18 protein-coding genes are annotated in these 23,110 nt (G+C 60.9%); 12 read left to right on the forward strand and 6 right to left on the reverse strand.

Annotated features, from left to right (window positions below; genetic code table 11):
• Positions 1-59 precede the first annotated feature (59 nt).
• The gene (locus ACU680_RS04845; protein ID WP_448178797.1) at positions 60-1,778 is read right to left on the reverse strand and encodes a hydrogenase maturation protein; all 1,719 of its coding nucleotides are present in this window, start codon (positions 1,776-1,778) and stop codon (positions 60-62) included.
• A 295-nt stretch (positions 1,779-2,073) separates the two neighbouring features.
• Between ACU680_RS04845 and ACU680_RS04850 the strand changes: the two genes are divergently transcribed.
• The 10 genes from ACU680_RS04850 (at position 2,074) to ACU680_RS04895 (ending at position 16,516) form a co-directional block, all read left to right on the forward strand.
• Positions 2,074-2,583, forward strand: a complete 510-nt coding sequence (locus ACU680_RS04850; protein ID WP_448178798.1) for a sigma-70 family RNA polymerase sigma factor — start codon at positions 2,074-2,076, stop codon at positions 2,581-2,583.
• A complete protein-coding gene (locus ACU680_RS04855) occupies positions 2,580-3,542 on the forward strand; it encodes a FecR domain-containing protein (protein WP_448178799.1) in 963 nt (320 codons plus the stop codon). The genes ACU680_RS04850 and ACU680_RS04855 overlap by 4 nt, the downstream gene beginning before the upstream one ends.
• A gap of 191 nt (positions 3,543-3,733) precedes the next feature.
• Positions 3,734-6,655 (forward strand): TonB-dependent receptor domain-containing protein, encoded by a 2,922-nt coding sequence (locus ACU680_RS04860; protein WP_448178800.1) that lies wholly within the window; start codon positions 3,734-3,736, stop codon positions 6,653-6,655.
• Positions 6,656-6,924: 269 nt separating this feature from the next.
• A complete protein-coding gene (locus ACU680_RS04865; protein ID WP_448178801.1) occupies positions 6,925-7,401 on the forward strand; it encodes an antitoxin Xre/MbcA/ParS toxin-binding domain-containing protein in 477 nt (158 codons plus the stop codon).
• A complete protein-coding gene (locus ACU680_RS04870; RefSeq protein ID WP_007967877.1) occupies positions 7,398-7,901 on the forward strand; it encodes an RES family NAD+ phosphorylase in 504 nt (167 codons plus the stop codon). Before ACU680_RS04865 ends, ACU680_RS04870 begins: the two co-directional genes overlap by 4 nt.
• A 117-nt stretch (positions 7,902-8,018) precedes the next feature.
• Positions 8,019-10,661, forward strand: coding sequence for a TonB-dependent receptor (locus ACU680_RS04875; RefSeq protein ID WP_448178802.1), 2,643 nt, complete (start codon positions 8,019-8,021; stop codon positions 10,659-10,661).
• A gap of 334 nt (positions 10,662-10,995) precedes the next feature.
• The gene (locus tag ACU680_RS04880) at positions 10,996-12,846 is read left to right on the forward strand and encodes an extracellular solute-binding protein (protein ID WP_448178803.1); all 1,851 of its coding nucleotides are present in this window, start codon (positions 10,996-10,998) and stop codon (positions 12,844-12,846) included.
• Entirely contained in the window at positions 12,833-13,897 is a 1,065-nt protein-coding gene (locus ACU680_RS04885) for a microcin C ABC transporter permease YejB (protein WP_448178804.1), read from the forward strand. Before ACU680_RS04880 ends, ACU680_RS04885 begins: the two co-directional genes overlap by 14 nt.
• On the forward strand, positions 13,897-14,919 hold the full coding sequence (locus tag ACU680_RS04890; RefSeq protein ID WP_448178805.1) for an ABC transporter permease: 1,023 nt from the start codon (positions 13,897-13,899) through the stop codon (positions 14,917-14,919). Before ACU680_RS04885 ends, ACU680_RS04890 begins: the two co-directional genes overlap by 1 nt.
• Before the next feature lies 1 nt (position 14,920).
• Positions 14,921-16,516: an ABC transporter ATP-binding protein gene (locus ACU680_RS04895; RefSeq protein ID WP_448178806.1), complete on the forward strand. Its 1,596-nt coding sequence runs from the start codon at positions 14,921-14,923 to the stop codon at positions 16,514-16,516.
• A 135-nt stretch (positions 16,517-16,651) separates the two neighbouring features.
• Here the strand turns inward: ACU680_RS04895 and ACU680_RS04900 are convergent, their stop codons facing one another.
• On the reverse strand, positions 16,652-16,969 hold the full coding sequence (locus ACU680_RS04900; protein WP_027613701.1) for an SCP2 sterol-binding domain-containing protein: 318 nt from the start codon (positions 16,967-16,969) through the stop codon (positions 16,652-16,654).
• A gap of 64 nt (positions 16,970-17,033) precedes the next feature.
• Positions 17,034-17,744: a histidine phosphatase family protein gene (locus tag ACU680_RS04905; protein ID WP_400757947.1), complete on the reverse strand. Its 711-nt coding sequence runs from the start codon at positions 17,742-17,744 to the stop codon at positions 17,034-17,036.
• A gap of 204 nt (positions 17,745-17,948) precedes the next feature.
• Between ACU680_RS04905 and sohB the strand changes: the two genes are divergently transcribed.
• The gene (gene sohB / locus ACU680_RS04910) at positions 17,949-18,980 is read left to right on the forward strand and encodes a protease SohB (RefSeq protein ID WP_400757948.1); all 1,032 of its coding nucleotides are present in this window, start codon (positions 17,949-17,951) and stop codon (positions 18,978-18,980) included.
• Between the two features lie 63 nt (positions 18,981-19,043).
• On the opposite strand, the gene ACU680_RS04915 is transcribed toward sohB, so the two are convergent.
• Together ACU680_RS04915 and ACU680_RS04920 are read right to left on the reverse strand one after the other, a co-directional pair.
• Complete coding sequence (locus tag ACU680_RS04915; RefSeq protein ID WP_007967866.1) at positions 19,044-19,538, reverse strand: DUF934 domain-containing protein; 495 nt, start codon at positions 19,536-19,538, stop codon at positions 19,044-19,046.
• Positions 19,522-21,180 carry a nitrite/sulfite reductase gene (locus ACU680_RS04920; protein WP_007967865.1) on the reverse strand — a complete coding sequence of 553 codons (1,659 nt, stop codon included), beginning with the start codon at positions 21,178-21,180 and terminating at the stop codon, positions 19,522-19,524. The genes ACU680_RS04915 and ACU680_RS04920 overlap by 17 nt, the downstream gene beginning before the upstream one ends.
• 523 nt (positions 21,181-21,703) lie before the next feature.
• Here ACU680_RS04920 and ACU680_RS04925 point away from each other — a divergent pair.
• A complete protein-coding gene (locus ACU680_RS04925) occupies positions 21,704-22,777 on the forward strand; it encodes an ABC transporter substrate-binding protein (protein ID WP_448178807.1) in 1,074 nt (357 codons plus the stop codon).
• Between the two features lie 6 nt (positions 22,778-22,783).
• Here the strand turns inward: ACU680_RS04925 and ACU680_RS04930 are convergent, their stop codons facing one another.
• Complete coding sequence (locus ACU680_RS04930; protein WP_007967863.1) at positions 22,784-23,002, reverse strand: DUF2970 domain-containing protein; 219 nt, start codon at positions 23,000-23,002, stop codon at positions 22,784-22,786.
• Positions 23,003-23,110: the final 108 nt, after the last annotated feature.

The following is a 23,110-nucleotide window of genomic DNA, read 5'->3' on the forward strand; positions in this document are numbered from 1 at the left end:
CCGCAGTAACCTGTGGGAGTCTGGCTTGCCAGCGATGAGGCCGTAGTGGGCGGTGAAGCTCAACCCGCCAACTCGACCTTGCGCACCCGCGCCCAGTCTTCCACCAGCCGCGCCGGAGTGCCGCAGGCTTTGCGCTTGTAGACGAAGTGGCTGCATTTCTCGGCAAACTGGTTGCGGTTGTAGAGCATGTCTTCCTGCATTTCCTGCAGTTCGTTTTCGCGGCATTGCTCGATCAGCACCTGATCCACGCGCAATTTGCGTTCACGCACGGCGGCGTAGGTCGGATCAGTCAGGACTGCGTTGGCCCGTTGCAGCAGCCACAGCGAAAACTCATCCGGGCAGCGTGGGCCGATTTCCTGGACCATGCCCAGTTGCAGCGCTTGCGTCGCGCTGACCGGCAGACAAGCCTGAGTCAGTTGCTCGGCCATCGCCGGGCCCACCGCACGCGGCAAGCTGTAGGTCCAGTATTCCGAGCCATACAGGCCCATGCTCTTGTAATGCGGATTGAGCACGATGTCGGCCCGGGCAAACACGATGTCGGCAGCCAGTGCGAGCATCACGCCGCCAGCCCCGGCATTGCCGGTCACGCCGCTGACCACCAGTTGCCGGGCGCTGAGCAGTTCGGCGCAGACATCGTCGATCGCCTGAATATTCGCCCACGCTTCGGCGCCCGGGTCCTGCGCCGCCTGGATCACGTTCAGGTGCACACCGTTGGAAAAACTGCCGCGTCCGCCCTTGATCAGCAACACGCGGGTGTCCCGAGACTTGGCCCAGCGCAGCGCTTCGACCATGCGCTGGCACTGTTCGGTGCTCATCGCACCGTTGTAGAACTCGAAGGTCAGCTCGCCGACATGCCCGGATTCGCGGTAGCGGATCGGCTGATACGCCTCGTCGTTGAATGGCTCGCTGGCGATCGACCAGTCGAGAGTCGGCACATCGGCCAATTGTCCGGCCAGCACATGCCGCGCCGGTTGCTTGAAGGTCTCTTCGCCGGGCAGTGGTTTGCGCCGCAGCGAGCCGATCCACAGGCTGTGATCGCCGGTCGCCACCAGCACCGCGTCGTCATGCACCGCGAGGATCTTGCCGGGAATGCCGGTGCGTTGATCAAGGTGCGCGTCGTACACGTAATACTGCCCGCCAGCCAGACTCGCCAGAACCCCGGGCTGACCATCAGCAGCATCGATGCAGCGTTTGATGAAGCGCGAGCAGTCGTGCCAGCTGAAGGTGCGGTCGTCCTGCTTCATGTTCGGTTGCAAGCGGCCGCGAACTTTCGGGTCGGTGTAATCCAGTGCGACTGGTTGCACGCCGTCGATGAATTTCTCGACCACTTCGCGAATGCAGCGAATCGCCGCATCGCTGACCCGACCGTTGTACAGCTCGGACTTGCGCAAGCCCGACGGCAGATTGAATTCGCAAGTGGCCCAGACCGGGCCGGCGTCCATTTCTTCCACCGCTTGCAGAGCAGTCACGCCCCAGCGTGTCAGTTCGTTGGTGATTGCCCAGTCCAGCGCACTGGCGCCACGGTCGCCGACGATGCCCGGATGAATGATCACCACCGGGCGCCGCGCATTGCTCCACAGCGCATGCGGCACGCGATCCTTGAGGAAGGGGCAGATCACCAGATCGGCGCCGCTGTGTTCGATCTGTTCGCACACCGACGCCTCGTCGGTGAACACCACAACGCTGGGCGAGTGCCCGGCCTGACGCAGTTCCAGCCAGGCACGTTGGGTCAGGCCGTTGAAGGCCGAGGACAGCAGAATAATCTTCAGTGATCGCATGGTGTTCTTCCTTGAAGGGATAGCCGCGGGCTCCTGGTGAGCCGTCCTTGGCGTTCGATGGAGCGCGCAGATTAGAGAGTGCTTCAGGGCGGGCAACTGACCGGGGTCAACGTTGTGTCAGTCAATATTTCTGCGGCGACGGAACGTCTTATTCTCAAAGGTTTGCTTATCCTGATTTTTTATTACTTCAAATGTCCGCAGCGCTATTGCACAGTCGCGCCTGATCAAGAGCCGGACGATCCCGGCAGAACCATGGATTTTCGCAGCGGGTGGGACCCGTTTCAGGGAGCAACGCATGGGGGATGTTCAGAACCCGCATTACCGGTTGATTGGGCACATGTTCCAAAAGGACTATCGCTGGCTGTGCGCTGCCGTTGGCCGCACGCTGGGTTGCCCGCACAGCGCACAGGACATCGCCTCGGAAACCTTTTTACGGGTGCTGGCCCTGCCGGACCCGAGCGCCATTCGTGAGCCACGGGCGCTGCTGACCACCATCGCCCGGCGCCTGGTCTATGAAGGCTGGCGCCGCCAGGACCTGGAGCGCGCCTATCTGGAAAGCCTGGCGCTGGCGCCGGAACCGGTGCATCCATCGCCGGAAGAACGCGCGCTGGTGATCGAAGCACTGCTGGCAGTCGATCGCTTGCTCAATGGCTTGTCGGCCAAGGCCAAAGCCGCGTTTCTCTACCATCAACTCGACGGTTTGACCTACAGTGAAATCGGCGAACGGCTCGGAGTTTCCACCAGTCGGGTGCAGCAATACATGGTCGAGGCCTTCAAGCGCTGCTATCAGGCGATGCAGGCATGAGGCCGGACGACGCGGTGATCGATGAGGCGGCGCAGTGGATGGCGCTGTTGCAGTCCGGCGAAGCCAGTGCTGGCGAGCGCGCGGCATTCGAAGCGTGGCGCGCGGCTGACCCGCGTCATCAGCGGATCATCGAACAAATGGGCGGCGGCCTGAACCTGCTGCGCAATCCGAGCTTGCGCGGGCTGCCGCGCAGCAGTCTGCTGCACAGCCTGAACTCACCCTCGAGTCGGCGGCGCTTTGTCAGTGGCAGCTTGAGCGTGCTCGGCATCGCTGTGCTGGCCGGGTTGCTCGGGCGCCGCTATGGCTGGCTGCCGGAAGCGGGGGAGTTGGCGACCGGCACCGGCGAGCGGCGCGATTTCGTTCTCGAGGACGGCAGCGCGCTGAGTCTGAATGCGCAGACGCGGGTGGTGGCGCAATTCGATGCGGTTCAACGCTTGCTGGCGTTGCGCACCGGCGAGCTGTTGGTGGAAGTGGCGAAGGATCCAGCGCGGCCGTTCGTGGTTGAAACCGAGCACGGCCGAATGCGTGCGCTGGGGACGAAATTTCTGGTGCAACAGGGCAACGATTCTACCCGGCTGGTGATGCTGCATTCGCAGGTCGAAGTGATCACCGCCGGCGGTGCCCGGCAAGTGGTGGAGGCGGGGGAGAGCCTGCTGTTCAACGCCCAGGACATTCTGGCGCTCGAGCGCAGCAACGGCCAGGAAAGCGCCTGGCTGCAAGGTCGCCTGGAAGTGCGTGACCGGCCACTGAGCGAAGTGATCGACAGCCTGCGCCGCTACCGCCGGGGCATTCTGCACCTGAGTCCCGAAGTGGCCGATCTGCGCCTGAGCGGCCTCTATCCGCTCGATGACAGCGACCGCACGCTGCAACTGCTGGAGCGTTCGCTGCCGATCCGCGTCACCTGGCACAACCCGTACTGGGTCAGCATCGAACCCTCAATTCCACCTAATACCCTGTAGGAGCTGCCGCAGGCTGCGATCTTTTGATCTTTTAAAAGCAAGATCAAAAGATCGCAGCCTGCGGCAGCTCCTACACAGATGTGTGTGGAGTCCGGTTATAGGTTTATGACTTCTTGGCCTAATCACCGCCCTATAAAAAGCGCCGGCCCGCTGCTCATTCCCTGCAGACGCCTTCAACAGGGAAGCCCTTGATGATTTCATTCAAACAACAATTACCGCGCTTAACCCTCGCTGCCGCATTGGCGATGGGGCTGGTGCCGCAGTTGGTTTTCGCTGCGGATCCTGCCGTGCAAGTGTTCACCTTCGACATCGCCAGTGGCCCGCTCGACGAGGTCTTGCTGGACATCTCACGCCAGACCGGCGTACCGATTTCCTTCAGCCAGAATCTGGTGCAAGGCAAACGCAGCAGTGCGGTGCGCGGTGCCTTGGGCGGGCGTCAGGCCGTTGAAAAAGCCTTGCTCGGCAGCGGCCTGCAAGTCGAGCAAAGCGCTCAGGGCCTGAGCGTGCGTGAAGGCGAGGCGAGCACACCGGTGGCGGCCAAAGTCAGCGCTGTGGCCCCAGTCACCAGTGCCGATTACCGCATGGAAAAAGTCACCGTCACCGGTTCGCGAATCGCCCGCGCGCAGAGCGATGGCGCAACCCCGGTCAACGTCATCACCCACGAAGAGATGGAAGCGCGCGGTTACAAGAACGTCTATGACGCTCTGGCGACACAGACGCAAAACACTGGCATGACCCAGGGCGAGGATTACGGCAACACCTGGCAACCGGCAGCCAGTGCGATCAACCTGCGTGGCCTTGGCCCCAATCACACGCTGGTGCTGATCAACGGCCGGCGTGTCGCCGATTACCCGACGCCCTATGACGGCAAGGTCAACTTCACCAACCTGGCGAACATTCCCTCGGCGGTCATCGAACGCATCGAAATTCTCAGCAGCGGCGCCTCGGCGATCTACGGTTCGGACGCGATTGCGGGGGTGGTCAACATCATCCTCAAGAAGCAGATCAATGGCATCGACGTCAATCTCAAGGGCGGCACCAGCGAGCGTGGCGGTGGCGATAATCAACGACTGCAAATCAGCGGCGGCGGCAGTTGGGGCGACTTCGACGGCTTGTTCGGCCTGGAGCTGACCAACCGTGATCCGATCTGGGCCGACGATCGCGGCTTCATGCAGAGCGGCCCGCTGGCGGATGTCGGTTACCGTCGCGACCTGAGCAACAACCGCTACCTCGGCCCAGGTTGCGGCGCCTATCAAGGCACCTTCGACAACAAGTTGCTGAACAACGCGGGTCGTTGCCGCACCGATCAGATGTACAACGATTACTGGACGATCCAGACGCAAAAGGAAAACTACGACGGCTACACCCGCGGCACCTGGCACTTCAGCGACAGCGGCCAGGTGTTTGCCGACTTGATGTATGGCCTCGATCACATCCAGAACAACACCCGTGGCCCGACCTTCACTTCACCGGATTTCATCAACCAGAACAGCGGCAATCTTGAACGCTGGTATCGGCGTTACGGTGAAGAGGAAATCGGCGGGCGCACCAGCAACAACAGCAAGTGGACCGACACGTCGTGGACTGGCACCCTCGGCCTCTCGGACAAGATCGCCGACACCGGCTGGAGCTACGATCTGGCGGCCAACCGCTCTGAGTATCGCAGCGTCAGAACCTCGCGCTACACGCCGCTTTCATCGATTCAGGATTTCTACCTTGGCCCGCAATTGGGCACACGCGACGGCTACCCGGTATTCGCACCTGATGCCTCGCGTCTCGACCGCCCGTTGACGCCACAGGAATGGGATCAGTTTCGCAGCAACCTGACCCAGCGCAGCAAGTCGGTCTCGACCAGCTACAACGCCTCGATCAACGGCGACCTGTTTGACCTGCCGGCCGGCCCGGTCGGATTCGCCGGCGTGCTGGAAGCGGGCAAACAGGAGTATCGCGTCGACCCGGATGACGGTCTGAATGACGGCACTTTTTATGGCATGAGCCCGGCGCAAAGCTCCGGTGGTTCGCGCAAGCGCTACGCGGCGGGTGGCGAGTTCAGCATTCCGGTCACCGACACCGTACTGGCCACCGCCGCCGGGCGTTGGGATCAGTACAAATTCAGCGGGCGCAGCGAGCAACAGAAGACCTACAATCTGGGCCTGGAGTGGCGCCCGATCACCAGCCTGTTGCTGCGCGGCAGTTACGGCACCAGTTTCCGCGCGCCGGATCTGAATTACATCTACCAGTCTGACAGCAACGGTTACTACCCGGCGCAGATCGACTACTACGGTTGCAGCCAGGGTGTGCAGGGCGCGTGTGATCGCGGGCGGGTCGACTACACCCAGAGCGGCACCCCGGATCTTGAGTCCGAACGCGGCAAATCCTGGACCTATGGTTTTGTCTGGTCGCCGTCGCGCAACTTCGATTTCTCCACGGATTTCTGGCGGGTCGAGATCGACGACCTGCTGACCACCGTCGACGAAAACCGCCTGTTGCAGCAAGAGAACGAATGCCGCAACGGCACCCAGGACATCAACTCGGCCAACTGCCAGTCGACCCTGGCGCGCATCGACCGCAATTCGGGCAATGCCGCGATTGATCCCAATCAGTTGCAGCGAGTGCGGGTCAATGCGATCAACGCCGCCAGCGAGCGGGTCAGTGGTCTGGACTTCAAGAGCAACATCCGCTGGGGCGCCGGCCAGTACGGCGCGTTCAGTTCGGCGCTGGGCTATACCCTGGTGCTTTCGCATTTCTATAAAGAGTCGGACGAGGCGCCGACCCAGGACTGGCGCACATCGCGGACCAATTACGACTGGCGCAGCAAGGTCAACGCCAGCCTGACCTGGGATTACCAGAAAGCCACGGCGACGCTGATGGGCATTCGTTACGGCTCCGTGACCAACGGCGCGGGTGACGGGCGTCTATCGCCATGGACGGTGTTCAACGCCAGCGCCCGCTACAAGCTCAACGACCGTGCCAGTGTCGGCCTGACCGTGAACAACGTGCTCAACCAGATCAAACACGATGACTCGGCCGGCTGGCCGTATTACCCGACCGGCAACTATGACCCGTACGGGCGGCAGTGGTGGCTGGATGTGAGTTATCACTTCGGCAGTTGAGCACACGGTATGCGTGTGTAACGTCCTACGGAAACGGGAGATTTTTTCGCAGAAACGGGGATATTTCCGACGACATTCTCAGGTTGGTCGTCGGAAGCATGATCTATAGCATCGGACATGACATTGAAGTCGTAAACGGCTTGGACGCTCAGGCCTCTGATAACGGATGGATTATGCGAACTCCCCACCTCGAATACGAAACGCCTGCTTATTCCCATCGCCTTCAGTGGCGCACCGATCGTGCCAGATGCCCCATGGAGGATGTCGCGATGCCCAGCGTCAAGGTACCCCGATTGACGGGGGTGAAGAAGGCCGAGGGCCGACCTGTCGACTTGCTCGTAAATGGCCAGAACATAGGTGACGACGCCTTTCTGATCGTTGACCTTACCGACGAAGGTTTTGAGCTGAATGATGTCGTCAACATGCTTTCAACCTCTGAACTTTATCTGCAAGACGATATGGTCAAACGTATCACCGGCAAGTCGGTCAGAACCGTACGACGATTACTGAAGGAAGGTAAAACGGTACGGCTTGACCCGCAGCAGAGCGTCGTCGCCTACCAATATGCGTTGGTGCTGGAAAAGGCCATTTGCGCCTTCGGGAGGCAGTCACGGGCCGAGGAGTGGCTGCGCAAACCGTGCACCTACCTGAACGGTCGCGTCCCCGTGGAGTTTATCCGGCATTCACTCGGGTTTCAGATGGTGGAGCAGTATCTGGGGCAGCTGATATATGGGGTTTACACATGAATCCCTTGCCCTGGGACGAGCAGTGGTACGCCTGGCGGCTGGATGCCGAGGTTTACGGAGGGACGTGGAACAGCGGGATGGGGTCAAATCTCAATGGTGGCCGATGGAACAAACCCGGGCGGCGAGTCGTTTATGCATCAGTCGATCCGTCATCGGCCATTCTGGAGGTGGCAGCCCATCACAGCTTTGATGCGCTGGACAGTGAACCTTATGTGCTCACGTGTTTTGAGGTCATCAGCGAAGCAAAAGTGAAAATCGTGCAGCCGGAGGATGTGCCGAACCCTTACTGGTTGAGCCCCGCCAAGCCTTCACCCAATCAACAACTGTTCGCCGATGCGTTATTGGCAGAGCATCCGTTTGTACTGATCCCCTCGGCGGCAACCCGGCACTCGTGGAATCTGCTGGTGAGCTGCGACTTGGCGGAGGGGCAGTTCAGGATGGTTTCCCAGGAGCGGTTTGGGCTGGATACCCGGTTGCTGAGAGAGATGGAGCTGGCTTGATCCACACGTGCCATTTTTTTGCATAACCTCATCACCCAACGGTCTAAATCGGGCTCTATAAAACCCTGCTGTCCATTGCACATCCCTGCATAAACCAAAACGCAGGGATGGCTGTTCATGATCCATTTTTCACCCGTTAGATCCCGTTTGAGCCTGGCCTTGCTGCTGGCGATCAATACCTTGCCGGCGGTCGCTGCCGACGAGCCGACCACCCAATTGCAACGGGTGGAAGTCACCGGTACGGCAATTCGCCGGGTCGATGCGGAAACCGCGGTGCCGGTCACCATTCTGCGAGTTGAAGAACTGCGCGAGCAGGGCGTGAGCACCACCGAAGAACTGGTGAGCCGGATTTCCGCCAACCAGTCATCGGTCGGCTCCGGTCGTTCGGTGGGTTCGAGCAGCGGCGGGGCGTCGTATGCCGATCTGCGTGGTATCGGCCCGAACAAGACGTTGGTGCTGCTCAACGGCCGGCGGCTGAGCAACAACGCGACCAACGCGATCAATGGTTCCGGGGTCGACCTGAACACCATTCCGTTCGCTGCCATCGACCGTGTCGAGGTGCTGCGTGACGGTGCTTCGGCGCTGTACGGCACCGATGCGATCGGCGGGGTGATCAACTTCATCACCAAGACCAACCTGACTGAAGGTCAACTGAGCACCAACTACGACACACCGACCCATGCCGGCGGTGGTGAGAGTCGCAATTTCAGCGGCAGCTGGGGCTTCGGCGATCTGCAGGATGACCGCTTCAATGTGTTCGGCGTGGTCAGTCATGACAAGCAGCAGCGGCTGGCTGCCGAGGATCGCGGTTACACCTACAACTATCAGCCCGGACGCGGCCTCGATTACACCTCCGGCACCGCATCGCCGGCCAACTGGAGCCAGGGCAGCAACGCCACCAATCCGCTGGCCGGTTCCGGCTGCAACGCGCCGGGCCTGCTGGCGCGCAATGGCATCTGCCGTCAGAGCCTGTGGAGCTATCTTGATCTGGTCCCGGAAACCGAGAAGACCTCGGCGTTCGCCAAAGCCACCGGCAAGCTTGCGGACGATCACAATGTCAGCCTCGAATATTTCTGGGCACGTAACGAAAACCGCACGCAGATCGGTCCCGGCACCTTGATGGGCAATCAGGTCAATCCCGGCACGGCGTTTTATCCCGGCAACGGCATTACCCCCGGCCCCAATGGTTTTGCCCTCGACCCGACGCAACCGGTGGATGTGAACTGGCGCGAAACCGCCGTCGGCGCGCGCCAGCACGAAGACGACAACACCGGTCAGCGTTTGCTGTTGAGCTTCGATGGCAGCGTCGTCGGCTGGGACTACAACGTCGGCGCGTCGTACAACCAGAACAAGGTGGTCAATGCGATCGAGGCCGGTTACGTCAATGACCGCGCCGTCAGCGCCGGTATTGCCAACGGTATCATCAACCCGTTTGGTCCGCAGACCGCTGCCGGGCAGGCGTTGCTGGCAGCCAACGCGGTGGACGGCGATTACTCGACGGCGGTCGGGCGGGTGAAGGCGATTGACGGGCGCGTCAGTCGCGAAATCGGTGACTGGTTTGGTGCCGGACCGTCGGCACTGGCGCTGGGTGGCGAATACCGCAAGGAAGATTTCCATCAGGACTTTGCGCAGTTCGCCGCCGACGTGCAGAGCCTGGGCGTCGACCCGAATGCCAGCGTTGCCGGGGATCGCAGCGTCTCGGCGCAGTACGCCGAGGTCAACGTGCCGGTGCTCGACAGCCTGGAACTGTCCGCCGCCGTGCGCCACGACAAATACAGCGACTTCGGCAGCACCACCAACCCGAAATACTCGTTCCGCTTCCAGCCGTTCAAGGAGCTGGTGGTGCGTGGCGCCTACAGTGAAGGTTTCCGCGCGCCGTCGTTGTACGAGCTGTACAACCCGAACTTCACCTCGTTCACCGTCGCCAACTACAACGACCCGCGGCTGTGCGCCGGCGGCAACCCGAGCAACGGCGGGATCGCCAACCGCGACTGCGCCCAGCAGTTCTACAGCCGCACCGGTGGCAATACTGACCTCAGCCCGGAAACCGCGCGCAACGTCACCCTCGGTTTCGTCTATCAGCCGTTCGAGCGCCTGAGCACCGGGCTGGATTTCTGGTGGATCAACATCGCCAACCAGATCGCCGAATTCCCGGAGTCGGCGGTGTTCGAGAACCCTGAACTGTACCCGGATCGCCTGGTGCGCAAGCCGGACGGCTCCATTGATCACATCGTCACCGGCCTGGCCAACCTCGGCAAGATCAAGACCAATGGCGTCGACGTCAGCTTCGATTACCGCTTGCCGAGTACCCCGTACGGCAATTTCGGCATCGGCCTGCAAGGCACCTATGTCAGCCGCTACGAGTACCAGCAGCAGCTCAAGGGCGACTACATCGACAAGCTCGGCGATTTTCGTGGCGGCGACTTTTCCTCGGCCGGTGCCGTGGCTCGCTGGCGCCACAGCCTGACCGGCAGCTGGAACTACGGCCCCTACGGTGTGGCGCTGACCAACCGCTACACCAGCGGTTACCACGACTCCGACCGCGAGACCCACGATTACGTTGGCTCGTACAACGTCTGGGACTTGGCCGGCACCTACACCTGGCGTAAAACCCTCAGCGTGACCCTCGGCGCGAAGAACCTGTTCGATCGCGAGCCACCGTTCAGCAACCAGACCTACACCTTCCAGAGCGGTTACGACCCGAAATACGGCGACCCGTTCGGGCGAACGCTGTACACGCGGGTCAATTACAAGTTCTGACCCGACCAGTGTAGGAGCTGCCGCAGGCTCGGGCTGCGATCTTTTGACGTTAAAGATCAACAGATCGTCCGATCGCGGCCCGAGCCTGCGGCAGCTCCTACAGGGATCGAGTTACAGGGAGGGGGCGGGTTTTAGTCACTTATTGATCTAAGCCTGCCCTATAAAAATTGCCGGCCTGTTGCACATCACAGGTAGGCGGGATGTGTATTGATTGCTAAGGCCCCATCGCTGGCAAGCCAGCTCCCACACGGTTAGTGGCGTTCACAAGTCACTGTGGGAGCTGGCTTGCCAGCGATAAGGCCAATAGCAGCACCGTGCAAAAAAGGATCTGCCAATGCTCTCCAGGCTCATTCTGTTCAGCGCTTTTGCGCTGCTAAGCCCAATCATTTGGGCGACCCCACAACCCGCACTCACGGTCTACGGCGAAGCCCCCAAATACGCCCCGGACTTCCAGCACCTGGCCTACGCCAACCCCAATGCTCCCAAAGGCGGCACCCTACGCCGTTCCTCGCTGGAAAGCGGCCCGTTCGATCACCTGATTCCGTACATCGACAAAGGCACCGGTGTCGCCGACATCGATGGCTGGCTCTATGCACCGCTGGCCTATCGCAGCAAGGACGAACCCTATAGCGTCTACGGCCTGGTGGCGCAGCAGATGGAACTGGATGCGGATCGCCGCTGGCTGCGCTTCTACCTCAATCCCAAGGCGCGCTTCGCAGACGGCACGCCGATCACCGCCGAGGACGTGCGTTACACCTTCGAACTGTTCACCACTCAGGGCAGCCTCAAATATCGCCAACAGTTTCGTGACGTCGCCGACGTGGTGGTGGAGTCGCCGACGCAAGTGCGCTTCAATTTCAAGAACAACGACAGCCGCACCTTGCCGCTGGATCTGGCGACGCTGCCAGTGCTGCCCGAACACTGGTGGCGCACACGCAACTTCGCCGAGGGTGGCGGTTTCGAGATCCCGCCGGGCAGCGGCCCGTATCGCATCAGCGCGGTGGATGCCGGGCGCAGCGTGAAATTTCAGCGCGTTGCCGACTGGTGGGCCAAGGACCTGCCGATCACTCGTGGTCTTTATAACTTCGATCACCTGAGCGTGGAGTTCTTCGCCGACACCGATGTTTCCCGGCAAGTGCTCAAGGCTGGTGGCTTCGATTACAACCGCGAGTTTTCCGCGACCAGTTACACCATCGGCTATGCCGGCGCGGCGCTGGAGCAGGGTAAATTGCTTCGCGAACATCTGGCACCGGGTGCCGCGCAGGGCTCGCAGGGCTTTGTGTTCAACCTGCAGAAGCCCATGTTTCAGGATCGCCGGGTACGGCAGGCAATCGCCATGCTCTGGGATTTCGAATGGAGCAACCGGCAAATGATGCGCAGCATGTACCTGCGTCAGCGCAGTTACTTCTCGCACAGCGCATTGGCGGCCACCGAGTTGCCGGACGCGGAGGAACTGAAAATCCTCGAGCCGTGGCGCGGCAAGATCCCCGACGAGGTGTTCACCGAGGTCTTCGAAGCGCCGAAAACCGACGGCAGCGGCAATATCCGCGCCGAGCAGTTGCAGGCCTTGAAACTGCTGGAAGCCGCCGGCTGGAAACCCCGTGGTGATCAACTGGTGAACGCCAATGGCGAGCCGCTGCAGTTCACCTTTCTCAACGGGCAGAAGGGCTTTGAACGGCTGCTGCTGCCATTCAAGCGCAACCTGGCGCAGATCGGCATCGGCTTCGATATTCGTCAGGTCGACACCGCGCAATACACCAACCGCGTGCGCAATCGCGACTACGACATGATCGTGGTCGGCTACCCGGTGAGTCAGGCGCCGGGGCGCGAGATGTTCAATTACTTCGGCTCCGACGGCGCCGACGATCCCGGCTCCAACAACTACATGGTGCTGCGTGATCCTGCGGTCGACGCCTTGCTCGAAGGGCTGGTGCAGGCCGACAACCGCGAAAGTCTGTTGCGCCATGCTCACGCTTTGGATCGGGTGCTGCAATGGGGCTATTACTGGATTCCCAACTATTACCCACCGGGGATTTCCACGGTGTGGTGGAACCGTTTCGGGCGACCGGCGACGGCGCCGCTGTATGACGCCGGGCTCGATACCTGGTGGGAAATCAGCCCCACCGCGCTGACCGCCGCGCAGATGCAGCAACAGCAGAAGGAGTATGCGCATGTGGGGTTATAGTCTGCGGCGTCTGCTGCTGATCGTGCCGACGTTGCTCGCCATTCTGCTGGTCAATTTCGTCATCGTGCAGGCCGCGCCGGGTGGCCCGGTCGAGCAGGCGATTGCGCGCTTGCAGGGCATCGGGGTCGGTGCGGCGGTGGGCGGCGGTCATGTCGAAACCGTCGGCGGTGAATCCCGCGCCACCCGAGGCCTGGACCCGAAACTGGTGGCCGATATCGAGCGTCAGTACGGCTTCGACAAACCCGCCGGTGAGCGCCTGTGGCTGATGCTCAAAAGCTACGCGCAACTGGATTTCGGCCAGAGCTTTTTCCGTGGCGCCAGCGTCACCGAACTGATCTGGCAGAAGCTGCCGGTGACCTTGTCGCTGGGTTTGTGGGCGACGTTGATCACCTATCTGGTTTCGATTCCGCTGGGCATCCGCAAAGCGGTGCACAACGGTTCGGCGTTCGATGTCTGGAGCAGCGTGGCGATCATCATCGGCTACGCGATGCCGGGGTTTCTGTTCGCGCTGCTGCTGATCATCGTGTTTGCCGGCGGCAGCGCGCTGGACTGGTTTCCGGTGCGCGGGCTGGTCTCGGACAACTTCGCCGAGCTGTCGCCGTGGGGCAAAGTGGCCGATTACTTCTGGCACTTGGTGTTGCCGGTCACCGCGCTGGTCATCGGCGGATTCGCCACGTTGACGATCCTCACCAAGAACAGCTTTCTCAACGAGATCTCGCGCCTGTACGTGGTGACGGCACGAGCCAAGGGCCTCAGCCAGCGTCAGGTTTTATACGGCCACGTGTTCCGCAACGCGATGCTGCTGGTGGTCGCCGGATTACCTCAGGCACTGGTGACGGTGTTCTTCGGCGGCTCGCTGTTGATCGAAGTGATCTTCTCCCTCGATGGTCTCGGCCGACTCAGCTATGAAGCAGCGGTGTCACGGGATTACCCGGTGGTGTTCGGTTCGCTGTTCATCTTCACCCTGTTCGGCCTGCTGATAAAACTCCTCGGCGACTTGTGCTACACGCTGGTCGACCCGCGCATCGACTTCACCGCGAGGACCGCCTGATGCTGACCTTATCTCCCATCGGACAGCGCCGTTGGGCGCGGTTCAAGGCACATCGGCGTGGCTGGTGGTCGTTGTGGCTGTTTCTGCTGTTGTTCGGCCTGAGCCTGGGCGGCGAATTGATCGCCAATGACAAACCGCTGCTGGTCGAGTATCAGGGTCAGTGGTATTTCCCGGCGTTCAAGCGCTACACCGAGCAGGATTTCGGCGGTGAGCTGCCGTTTCAGCCGGACTATCGCAGCGCGCAGGTGCGGCAGTTGATCGAGGGGCAGGGCGGGCGCCTTTGGTTTGCGCCGATCCCGTTCGGTTTCGACACGGTGAATTACGACCTGACCGAGCCGGCACCGAGTCCACCGAGCGCTGAGAACTGGCTGGGCACCGACGATCAGGCGCGGGATGTGCTGGCGCGGGTGATCTTCGGTACGCGGGTGTCGCTGCTGTTTGCCTTGGCGCTGACCGCCGCCAGTGCGCTGATCGGCATCGCTGCCGGTGCCTTGCAAGGCTATTACGGTGGCTGGATCGATCTGCTCGGGCAGCGGCTGCTGGAGGTGTGGTCGGGGCTGCCGGTGTTGTATCTGCTGATCATTCTGTCCGGGTTCGTCGAGCCGAATTTCTGGTGGCTGCTGGGGATCATGGCGCTGTTTTCCTGGCTGAGTCTGGTGGATGTGGTGCGCGCCGAGTTTCTGCGCAGCCGTGGCCTGGAATACGTGAAAGCGGCGCGGGCGCTCGGAGTTGGTGATGGGCAGGTGATCAGCCGGCACATCCTGCCCAATGCGATGAGCGCGACCCTGACGTATCTGCCGTTCATTCTCACCGGGGCGATTGCGACTTTGTCGGCGCTGGATTTTCTCGGTTTCGGCATGCCCGCCGGCAGCGCTTCGCTGGGCGAGCTGATCGGCCAGGGCAAGAGCAATCTGCAAGCGCCGTGGTTGGGGCTGACGGCGTTTTTTGCCCTGGCGCTGATTCTTTCTCTGTTGGTGTTCATCGGTGAGGCCTGCCGAGATGCTTATGATCCGAGGGCTTGAGATGAGCGATAACCTGATCGAAATACGCGACCTGCGTGTGGCCTTCAACGGCCAGTCAGTGGTGCATGGCATCGACCTCGATATTCGTCCGGGCGAGTGCCTGGCGTTGGTCGGCGAGTCTGGCTCGGGCAAATCGGTGACCGCCCACAGCATCCTGCAATTGCTCGACCCGAATATCACGCGGATCGACGGCAGCATTCGTTATGGCGGGGAAGAGCTGCTCGGCGTGCACGAGCGCTATCTGCGCCAGTTACGGGGCAACCGTATCGCGATGATTTTTCAGGAGCCGATGAGCTCGCTGAATCCGCTGCACACCATCGAACGGCAACTCGGTGAGAGCCTGGCGCTGCACAAAGGTCTGGCCGGCGCGCAAGCCCGTGAGCGCATTCTTGAGCTGCTGGAGCTGGTCGGCATTCAGAAGCCGCGCGAACGGCTCAAGGCCTATCCGCATCAGCTCTCCGGCGGCCAGCGCCAGCGGGTGATGATCGCCATGGCGCTGGCCTGCGAGCCGCAATTGCTCATTGCCGACGAGCCGACCACCGCACTGGATGTGACGGTGCAGCGCAGGATTCTGTTGCTGCTTAAAGAGCTGCAACAGCGCCTGGGCATGGCGCTGCTGATCATCAGCCATGACCTGAATCTGGTGCGCACCATTGCGCAGCGGGTGGCGGTGATGCGCGGTGGGCGGATCGTCGAGCAGGCGTCGTGCGAGCAACTGTTCCGTGCGCCGCAGCATCCCTACAGCATCGAATTGCTCAACGCCGAGCCGGGGGGCGAAGCGCTGTGCCGGGACGATGCGCAAGACTTGTTGCAGGTGCGCGATCTGAATGTGCGTTTTCGTCTCGGCGGCGGTTGGCTGCGGCCGAAAACGTACCTTGCGGCGGTCAAGGGCATCGATCTGAATTTGCAGCGCGGCAAGACACTGGGGATTGTCGGCGAGTCGGGCTCGGGCAAGTCGACGTTGGGCCAGGCGATTTTGCGCCTGATCGACGCCGAGGGCAGCATTCGCTTTGCCGGTGAGGCGTTGGAGCAACTGAGCGGCAAGCAGCTGCGGCCACTGCGCAAACGCCTGCAAGTGGTGTTTCAGGATCCGTTCGGCAGCCTCAGCCCACGCCTGTGTGTGGAGCAGATCATTGCCGAGGGCTTGCAGGTGCACAGCGATCTGAATGCTGCCGAGCGTGAACAGGCGGTGATTGATGTGCTGCGCGAGGTCGGTCTCGATCCGGCGACTCGGCATCGCTACCCCCACGAATTTTCCGGTGGCCAGCGGCAACGGATTGCCATCGCCCGGGCGCTGGTGCTCAAGCCGGAGCTGATCTTGCTGGATGAGCCGACATCGGCGCTGGATCGCACGGTGCAAAAACAGATCGTTGCTTTATTGCGGCGACTGCAGGAAGAGCACGGGCTGACTTACCTGTTCATCAGTCATGATCTGGCGGTGGTGCGGGCGTTGGCTCATGACTTGATTGTGATGAAGGAGGGTGAAGTACTGGAGCGCGGAGAGACCGGCAAGCTGTTCAGCTCGGCGCAGCATCCATACACGCAGGAGTTGCTGGCGGCATCCAATGTGGAGGCGAGGCTGGCGCAAATCCTGTAGGAGCTGTCGAGTGAAACGAGGCTGCGATCTTTTAAAGGCAAGATCAAAAGATCGCAGCGTGCCGCAGCTCCTACAGGGGCCAGACGCAAAAATCCCGCCACAGGGGCGGGATTTTCTTTAAGCCGGTCGCAGGTCTTACGACGGGAACAGCTCGGACAGTTTCATCGACAGCATCATGTCGCCTTCAACGCGCAGCTTGCCGCCCATGAACGCTTGCATGCCGTCGGTTTCACCGCTGACGATGTCTTTCAGGGTTGCACTGTCGAGTACCAGGGTGCAGTTGGCGTCCGGGTTTTCACCTTCCTGGATGTCGCAAGTACCGTCTTTGACGATCAGCGCGTAGTGCTTGTCTTCGTCGGTGATGTTGAAACCGAAGACCAGATCCAGACCGGCAGCAGCGGCTGGGTTGAACTTGGCTTGCATCGCTTTTACGGCATCAGCTACGGAGGTCATGGTTCGATCCTTTCTTGGGTAATAAGCGCTGGTTGATTACAGCACGGGTCACAGTTATCCGGACTCAGCGGAAAGTGATGAGTTCCGGAGCCTTCAGCAGTTGCAGGTGTGCGTGACTGTTGAAGGAAGCCAAAGCCACCTCGCGACCGCGGAACTTCAGCTGGTTGAGCGAGGTGTTGACGATTTGCCAATTCAGTTCAAAGGCCTGTTTGGCAGGCATTCGGGTAATCAGGTGGAGCAGGGCGGTGATGGTGCCGCCGGAGGTGAACACGGCGATTTTCTGGTTGCCGTCGGCCTGTTCGAGGATCCGCTGCAATCCGCCCTGGACCCGCTCGACGAAACCCAGCCAGCTCTCCAGCCCGGGGGTGTCGTAGGTACCCGCCAGCCAGCGCTCGATGACCAGGGCGAAGATGCGCTGGAATTCGCTGCGGTTCTGCGCGGCGTTGCGCAGGATGTCGATGGCTTCAGGCTCGTCCTCGATCATGGCGGGGATCAGGGCGCGAATCACCGCGTCGGCATTGAATTCGTTGAATGCGGAGTCGGTTTCCAGCGTCGGTACCGCCAGGCCCTTGGCACTGAATTGCTCAAGAGCGCTGGTGGCCGTGTGTTGCTGACGGCGCAGGTCGCCGGCCAGACAGCGATCGAAGCTGATCCCCAGATCAGCGAGGTGCTGGCCGAGGATTTCTGCCTGGCGCACACCGATGGGCGACAGGACGTCATAGTCGTCTGCACCAAAGGAGGCCTGGCCATGTCGAATCAGATAGATGCTGCCCACGTCCGCGTCATCCCGGTACGTTGAAGGTTTGGCGAGGTTATGAGGATGACGGAGTGCTGTCAATGAAAAAACATACGCTTGTTTGAAATGCCCGTTACAGGCCTGTTGCCAGAGGTTTCACGGCTGGCCGACGAGGCGGCGCATGGGTATGCTGGAACCATCCCGCGCGTGTTTTGCATCCGCGCATTGTTTTAAGGAGTCTCTGTGGAGTTTTTCACCGAATACGCCAGTTTCCTGGCCAAGACCGTAACGCTGGTGGTCGCCATCCTGGTGGTGCTCGCCAGTTTTGCTGCATTGCGCAGCAAGGGCCGGCGCAAGTCGGCAGGGCAGTTGCAGGTCAGCAGGCTCAACGATTTCTATAAAGGGCTGCGTGAGCGCCTGGAGCAGACCCTGCTCGACAAGGATCAGCTCAAGGCCCTGCGCAAGGGCCAGGCCAAGTCGGAAAAGTCCGAGAAGAAGCAGAAGAACAAATCCGAGAGCAAATCGCGGGTGTTCGTGCTCGATTTCGACGGCGACATCAAGGCCTCGGCCACCGAGAGCCTGCGCCACGAAATCACCGCGCTGCTGACCCTCGCCACGCCCAAGGACGAAGTGGTACTGCGTCTGGAAAGCGGCGGCGGCATGGTTCACAGCTATGGTCTGGCGTCCTCGCAACTGGCGCGAATCCGTGAGGCCGGCGTGCCATTGACCGTGTGCATCGACAAGGTCGCGGCCAGCGGCGGCTACATGATGGCGTGCATCGGCGAGAAGATCATCAGCGCGCCGTTTGCAATTCTCGGCTCGATCGGCGTGGTGGCGCAGTTGCCCAACGTCAATCGCCTGCTGAAAAAGCACGACATCGATTTTGAAGTGCTGACCGCCGGTGAGTACAAACGCACCCTGACCGTGTTTGGCGAAAACACCGAAAAGGGCCGGGAGAAGTTCCAGGAAGACCTGGACATCACCCATCAGTTGTTCAAGAACTTCGTTTCGCGCTATCGCCCGCAACTGGCCATCGACGAAGTGGCCACCGGTGAGGTCTGGCTTGGTGTTGCGGCGCTGGACAAGCAACTGGTCGACGAACTCAAGACCAGCGACGAATACCTGGCAGACCGGGCGAAGAAAGCCGAGGTCTACCACCTGCATTACGCCGAGCGCAAAAGCCTGCAGGAGCGCATCGGCATGGCCGCCAGCGGTTCGGTGGATCGCGTGCTGCTGAGCTGGTGGAGTCGCCTGACACAACAGCGCTTCTGGTAAACAGTCAGCCACAGAAAACGCCGGTCAATGACCGGCGTTTTTTTGTGCGCATAACTTTGAAGCTTAGCGGCGACGGAACAGCGGCAGCGGTTCGTCGGTGGCGGCCTGATAGGTCACGGAAAAATCTTTCAGGCCTTCCAGCGCTTCGTACGGATCTTTGTCCGCACGAACGGCAAACGCGTCGAAACCGCAGCGGTGCATGTAGAACAGCTGATCGCGCAGCACATCGCCAATCGCCCGCAGTTCGCCTTTGAACCCGTAACGGTCGCGCAGCAGGCGGGCGTTGGAGTAGTTGCGGCCGTCGGTGAAGGCCGGGAAATTCAGCGCGATGACTTGGAACTGATCCACGTCGTCACCGATTTCTTCGGCTTCTTCGTCGGCGTCCAGCCACACGCCCAGGCCGCCGTCGCGGGCCTTGAGCATGCGACTGTGTTCACGCCACAGCTGCAATGGAACGATCAGATCGTCGCAATTGCTGATGTCGTCGATGTTGAAATCTTTCGGCAGCAGGTGCCAGGTTTCGTCGACGACTTCGTTGTTCTTAATGATTCGCTGCATAGACGCGTTCCTTGAAGAGGTCGATGCCAATACGCTGGTAGGTGTCGATGAAGCGCTCGTCTTCGGTACGTTGTTCAACGTACACGTCGATCAGCTTCGAGATCACGTCCGGCATGTCGTCCTGGGCGAAGGACGGGCCGAGGATCTTGCCCAGGCTTGCGTCACGGCTTGCGCTGCCGCCGAGGGACACCTGATAGAATTCTTCACCTTTTTTGTCCACCCCGAGGATGCCGATGTGGCCGACGTGGTGGTGACCGCAGGCGTTCATGCAACCGGAGATGTTCAGGTCCAGCTCACCAATGTCGAACAGATAGTCCAGGTCGTCGAAACGGCGCTGGATCGATTCGGCGATCGGGATCGACTTGGCGTTGGCCAGCGAGCAGAAATCACCGCCCGGGCAGCAGATGATGTCGGTCAGCAGGCCGATGTTCGGCGTGGCGAAACCACCTTCACGCAACTCGCCCCACAGGGTGAACAACTGGCTCTGCTCGACGTCGGCGAGAATGATGTTCTGCTCGTGGGAAGTGCGCAGTTGACCGAAGCTGTAGCGTTCGGCCAGATCGGCGACGGCATCGAGCTGCTTGTCGGTGATGTCGCCCGGCGCCACGCCGGTCGGTTTCAGCGACAGGGTCACGGCGACATAACCCGGTTTCTTGTGCGCCAGGGTGTTGCGCGAACGCCAGCGGGCGAAACCCGGATGCTCCTTGTCGAGTTCGGCCAGGGCGGCAGTCTGGTTCTCCAGCGCCTTGTAGTCCGGATCGACGAAGTGTTTGGCGACGCGATGCAGTTCGGCTTCGGTCAGTGTGGTCTGGCCGCCGCGCAAGTGTTCCATTTCGGCATCGACTTTCTGCGCGAACACTTCAGGGGTCAGCGCCTTGACGAGGATCTTGATCCGCGCCTTGTATTTGTTGTCGCGACGGCCATAGCGGTTGTACACCCGCAGGATGGCGTCGAGGTAGCTCAACAGGTCCTGCCACGGCAGGAATTCGTTGATGAAGGCGCCGACCACCGGGGTACGGCCCAGGCCACCGCCGACCAGGACACGGAAGCCCAGCTCGCCGGCGGCGTTGTGTACCGGCTCCAGGCCGATGTCGTGAACTTCGATGGCCGCACGGTCAGCGGTCGAACCGTTGACGGCGATCTTGAACTTGCGCGGCAGGTAGGCGAATTCCGGGTGGAATGTAGTCCATTGACGGACGATTTCACACCACGGGCGCGGGTCGATCAGTTCATCGGCGGCGACACCGGCGAACTGGTCGGTGGTGACGTTGCGCAGGCAGTTGCCGCTGGTCTGGATCGCGTGCATCTGCACGGTGGCCAGTTCCGCGAGGATGTCCGGGATGTCTTCCACCGCCGGCCAGTTGAACTGCACGTTTTGCCGGGTACTGATGTGGGCGTAGCCCTTGTCGTAGTCGCGGGCAATCTTGGCCATCATGCGCACCTGACGCGAAGTCAGCTGGCCGTACGGCACCGCCACGCGCAACATCGGCGCAAAACGCTGGATGTAGAGGCCATTTTGCAGGCGCAGGGGGCGGAATTCTTCTTCGCTCAGCTCACCTGCCAGATAGCGTCGGGTCTGATCACGGAACTGCTTGACGCGGTCCTCGATGATCCGCTGATCGTACTCGTCGTATACGTACATATAAGTCCTGTTCTCAGGCTTTGGGCTACTCGGAAAACGCTGCGTTTTCGCTTGCTGGAGTCCGATGGTGCCTCGGCAATTACGCGCGCACGGCCGCGCACTCCCTAACGGAGCCGGGGCAATATACCCGTTTGCAGTTATGCGCAAAAGTGATGTTTGAGTATATGTAAAGAACCAAATCGCCTAACGAGAATGGTTGTTGATTAACCCACATTTGTCGCGGGGACAATCATCGTCTTAACTGTGATCGAGTCTTTCTGCAATCACCGATAAAACCGACAAGAGGCGATGCAATGAGCAATCCGACCAAGGCAAGAAAGAGCGATAGCAGTGTCGATGCGTGGGCCATTCTGTTCCTGATCATTCTGGTCGTTGGGACAGCAGTATTCTGGGTCAGTCATCAGTAAACGACCGATTCGGGCCTGCTTCCGACGATTGTCGGACAAAAACGGGATCACGCGTCAATAGCCGCTGATTAGAGGGCTATAATGCGCGGCCATTTTTCCCTGGGCCCGGATCATTCATGTTGAAGTTTTTCCACCTCAGCCTCCTGCTGTTCGGTGCGGTTTTCGGTTCTGCGGCCCGGGCCGAGTCGGTGCTGTTCCTCAATCCGGGATCGACGCAGGAAGCCTTCTGGGTCAGCTATTCGCAATTCATGCAGGCGGCGGCCCGCGACTTGGGCGTCGACTTGCAGATTCTCTATTCCCAGCGCCAGCCGGAACTCACCCTGGCTCAGGCCAGAGTTGCCTTGCAGGGGCCGAATCGTCCCGACTATCTGGTGTTCGTCAACGAGCAGTACGTGGCGCCGCAGATCCTGCGTCTGGCGCAAGGCAGCGGGGTCAAGCTGTTCATGGTCAATGCGGTGCTTACCGCTGATCAGGAGGCGCTGGTCGGCGAGCGTGCCGATCGCATCGGCAGCCTGGTGCCGAATGACGAGGAGGGCGGCTACCTGATGATGAAGGAGCTGATTCGCCTGCATCCTCCGGTGGCGCGGGGCGAGCAGATTGAAGTACTGGCGTTTTCCGGTCTGAAGATCACCCCGTCAGCGCAGTTGCGCGAGCAGGGCATGCAGCGCGCCCTCGCCGAACATCCACAAGTGCGACTGCGGCAACTGGTGTACAGCGGCTGGACGCGGCAGCGTGCCTACGAGCAGGCGCGGCAACTGGTCGGCCGTTATCCGAAGGTGTCGCTGGTGTGGGCGGCCAATGATGAAATGGCTTTCGGTGCGATGCGTGGGTTTGCCGAAGCCGGCAAGATCCCCGGCAAGGATGTGCTGTTCAGCGCGGTCAACACCTCACCCGAGGCGTTGCAGGCGGTGGTCGTTGGACGCCTGAGCGCGCTGGTGGGCGGTCACTTCACCCTCGGCGGCTGGGCGCTGGTGGAGTTGCACGATTACGATCAGGGCGTCGATCTGGATCGGTATGGCGGACGTGACCGGCAATTGTCGCTGCTGCAACTGATCGACAAGCATCAAGCCCAGCAAATGCTGGCCATGGGCGCCTCGCCGGATTACGGCGTGAGTTTTCGCAAACTGTCAGCCAAGGGCCGCCCCACGTCCTATCGCTATCCGTTCGGCCTGCAGATCCTGATGCACTGAGTGCCGTCAGACCCCGGCGAAATGCAGCACCAGTTTGACGATGACAAACAGCGTCAGGGCGAATACCGCAGTGAAGCCGATCCCCAGGATCACGAAATGGCTGGGCTTGCCATGGGTGAAATCCCTTGCCCGGTTTTTCCCGCTTTGCACGCCGAATGCCGCAGCCATCACGCTGTGCAGCATCTGCCAGAAGCTCGGTGGCTTGTTGTCGACTGGATCGTCCATAAATCCCCCGTCCGAAAGGCTGTCCCGACAGCATAGCCAATCCAGCGGGTTGTGCCGTGGTCGCACGCGGGTTGCTGAATTGTCCGGTAACACGTCCACGCCAAAACG

It is taken from the genome of Pseudomonas sp. LF020, from assembly GCF_053456425.1.

What these genes read in the sequence shown, in the direction of transcription:
- ACU680_RS04900 (WP_027613701.1), bottom strand. Translation starts at nt 16,969, where the DNA reads ATGACCTCCGTAGCTGATGCCGTAAAAGCGATGCAAGCCAAGTTCAAC.
- ACU680_RS04895 (WP_448178806.1), top strand. Translation starts at nt 14,921, where the DNA reads ATGAGCGATAACCTGATCGAAATACGCGACCTGCGTGTGGCCTTCAAC.
- ACU680_RS04885 (WP_448178804.1), top strand. Translation starts at nt 12,833, where the DNA reads ATGTGGGGTTATAGTCTGCGGCGTCTGCTGCTGATCGTGCCGACGTTG.
- ACU680_RS04860 (WP_448178800.1), top strand. Translation starts at nt 3,734, where the DNA reads ATGATTTCATTCAAACAACAATTACCGCGCTTAACCCTCGCTGCCGCA.
- ACU680_RS04875 (WP_448178802.1), top strand. Translation starts at nt 8,019, where the DNA reads ATGATCCATTTTTCACCCGTTAGATCCCGTTTGAGCCTGGCCTTGCTG.
- ACU680_RS04855 (WP_448178799.1), top strand. Translation starts at nt 2,580, where the DNA reads ATGAGGCCGGACGACGCGGTGATCGATGAGGCGGCGCAGTGGATGGCG.
- ACU680_RS04870 (WP_007967877.1), top strand. Translation starts at nt 7,398, where the DNA reads ATGAATCCCTTGCCCTGGGACGAGCAGTGGTACGCCTGGCGGCTGGAT.
- ACU680_RS04865 (WP_448178801.1), top strand. Translation starts at nt 6,925, where the DNA reads ATGCCCAGCGTCAAGGTACCCCGATTGACGGGGGTGAAGAAGGCCGAG.
- ACU680_RS04890 (WP_448178805.1), top strand. Translation starts at nt 13,897, where the DNA reads ATGCTGACCTTATCTCCCATCGGACAGCGCCGTTGGGCGCGGTTCAAG.
- ACU680_RS04920 (WP_007967865.1), bottom strand. Translation starts at nt 21,180, where the DNA reads ATGTACGTATACGACGAGTACGATCAGCGGATCATCGAGGACCGCGTC.
- ACU680_RS04930 (WP_007967863.1), bottom strand. Translation starts at nt 23,002, where the DNA reads ATGGACGATCCAGTCGACAACAAGCCACCGAGCTTCTGGCAGATGCTG.
- ACU680_RS04850 (WP_448178798.1), top strand. Translation starts at nt 2,074, where the DNA reads ATGGGGGATGTTCAGAACCCGCATTACCGGTTGATTGGGCACATGTTC.
- ACU680_RS04915 (WP_007967866.1), bottom strand. Translation starts at nt 19,538, where the DNA reads ATGCAGCGAATCATTAAGAACAACGAAGTCGTCGACGAAACCTGGCAC.
- ACU680_RS04925 (WP_448178807.1), top strand. Translation starts at nt 21,704, where the DNA reads ATGTTGAAGTTTTTCCACCTCAGCCTCCTGCTGTTCGGTGCGGTTTTC.
- ACU680_RS04880 (WP_448178803.1), top strand. Translation starts at nt 10,996, where the DNA reads ATGCTCTCCAGGCTCATTCTGTTCAGCGCTTTTGCGCTGCTAAGCCCA.
- ACU680_RS04845 (WP_448178797.1), bottom strand. Translation starts at nt 1,778, where the DNA reads ATGCGATCACTGAAGATTATTCTGCTGTCCTCGGCCTTCAACGGCCTG.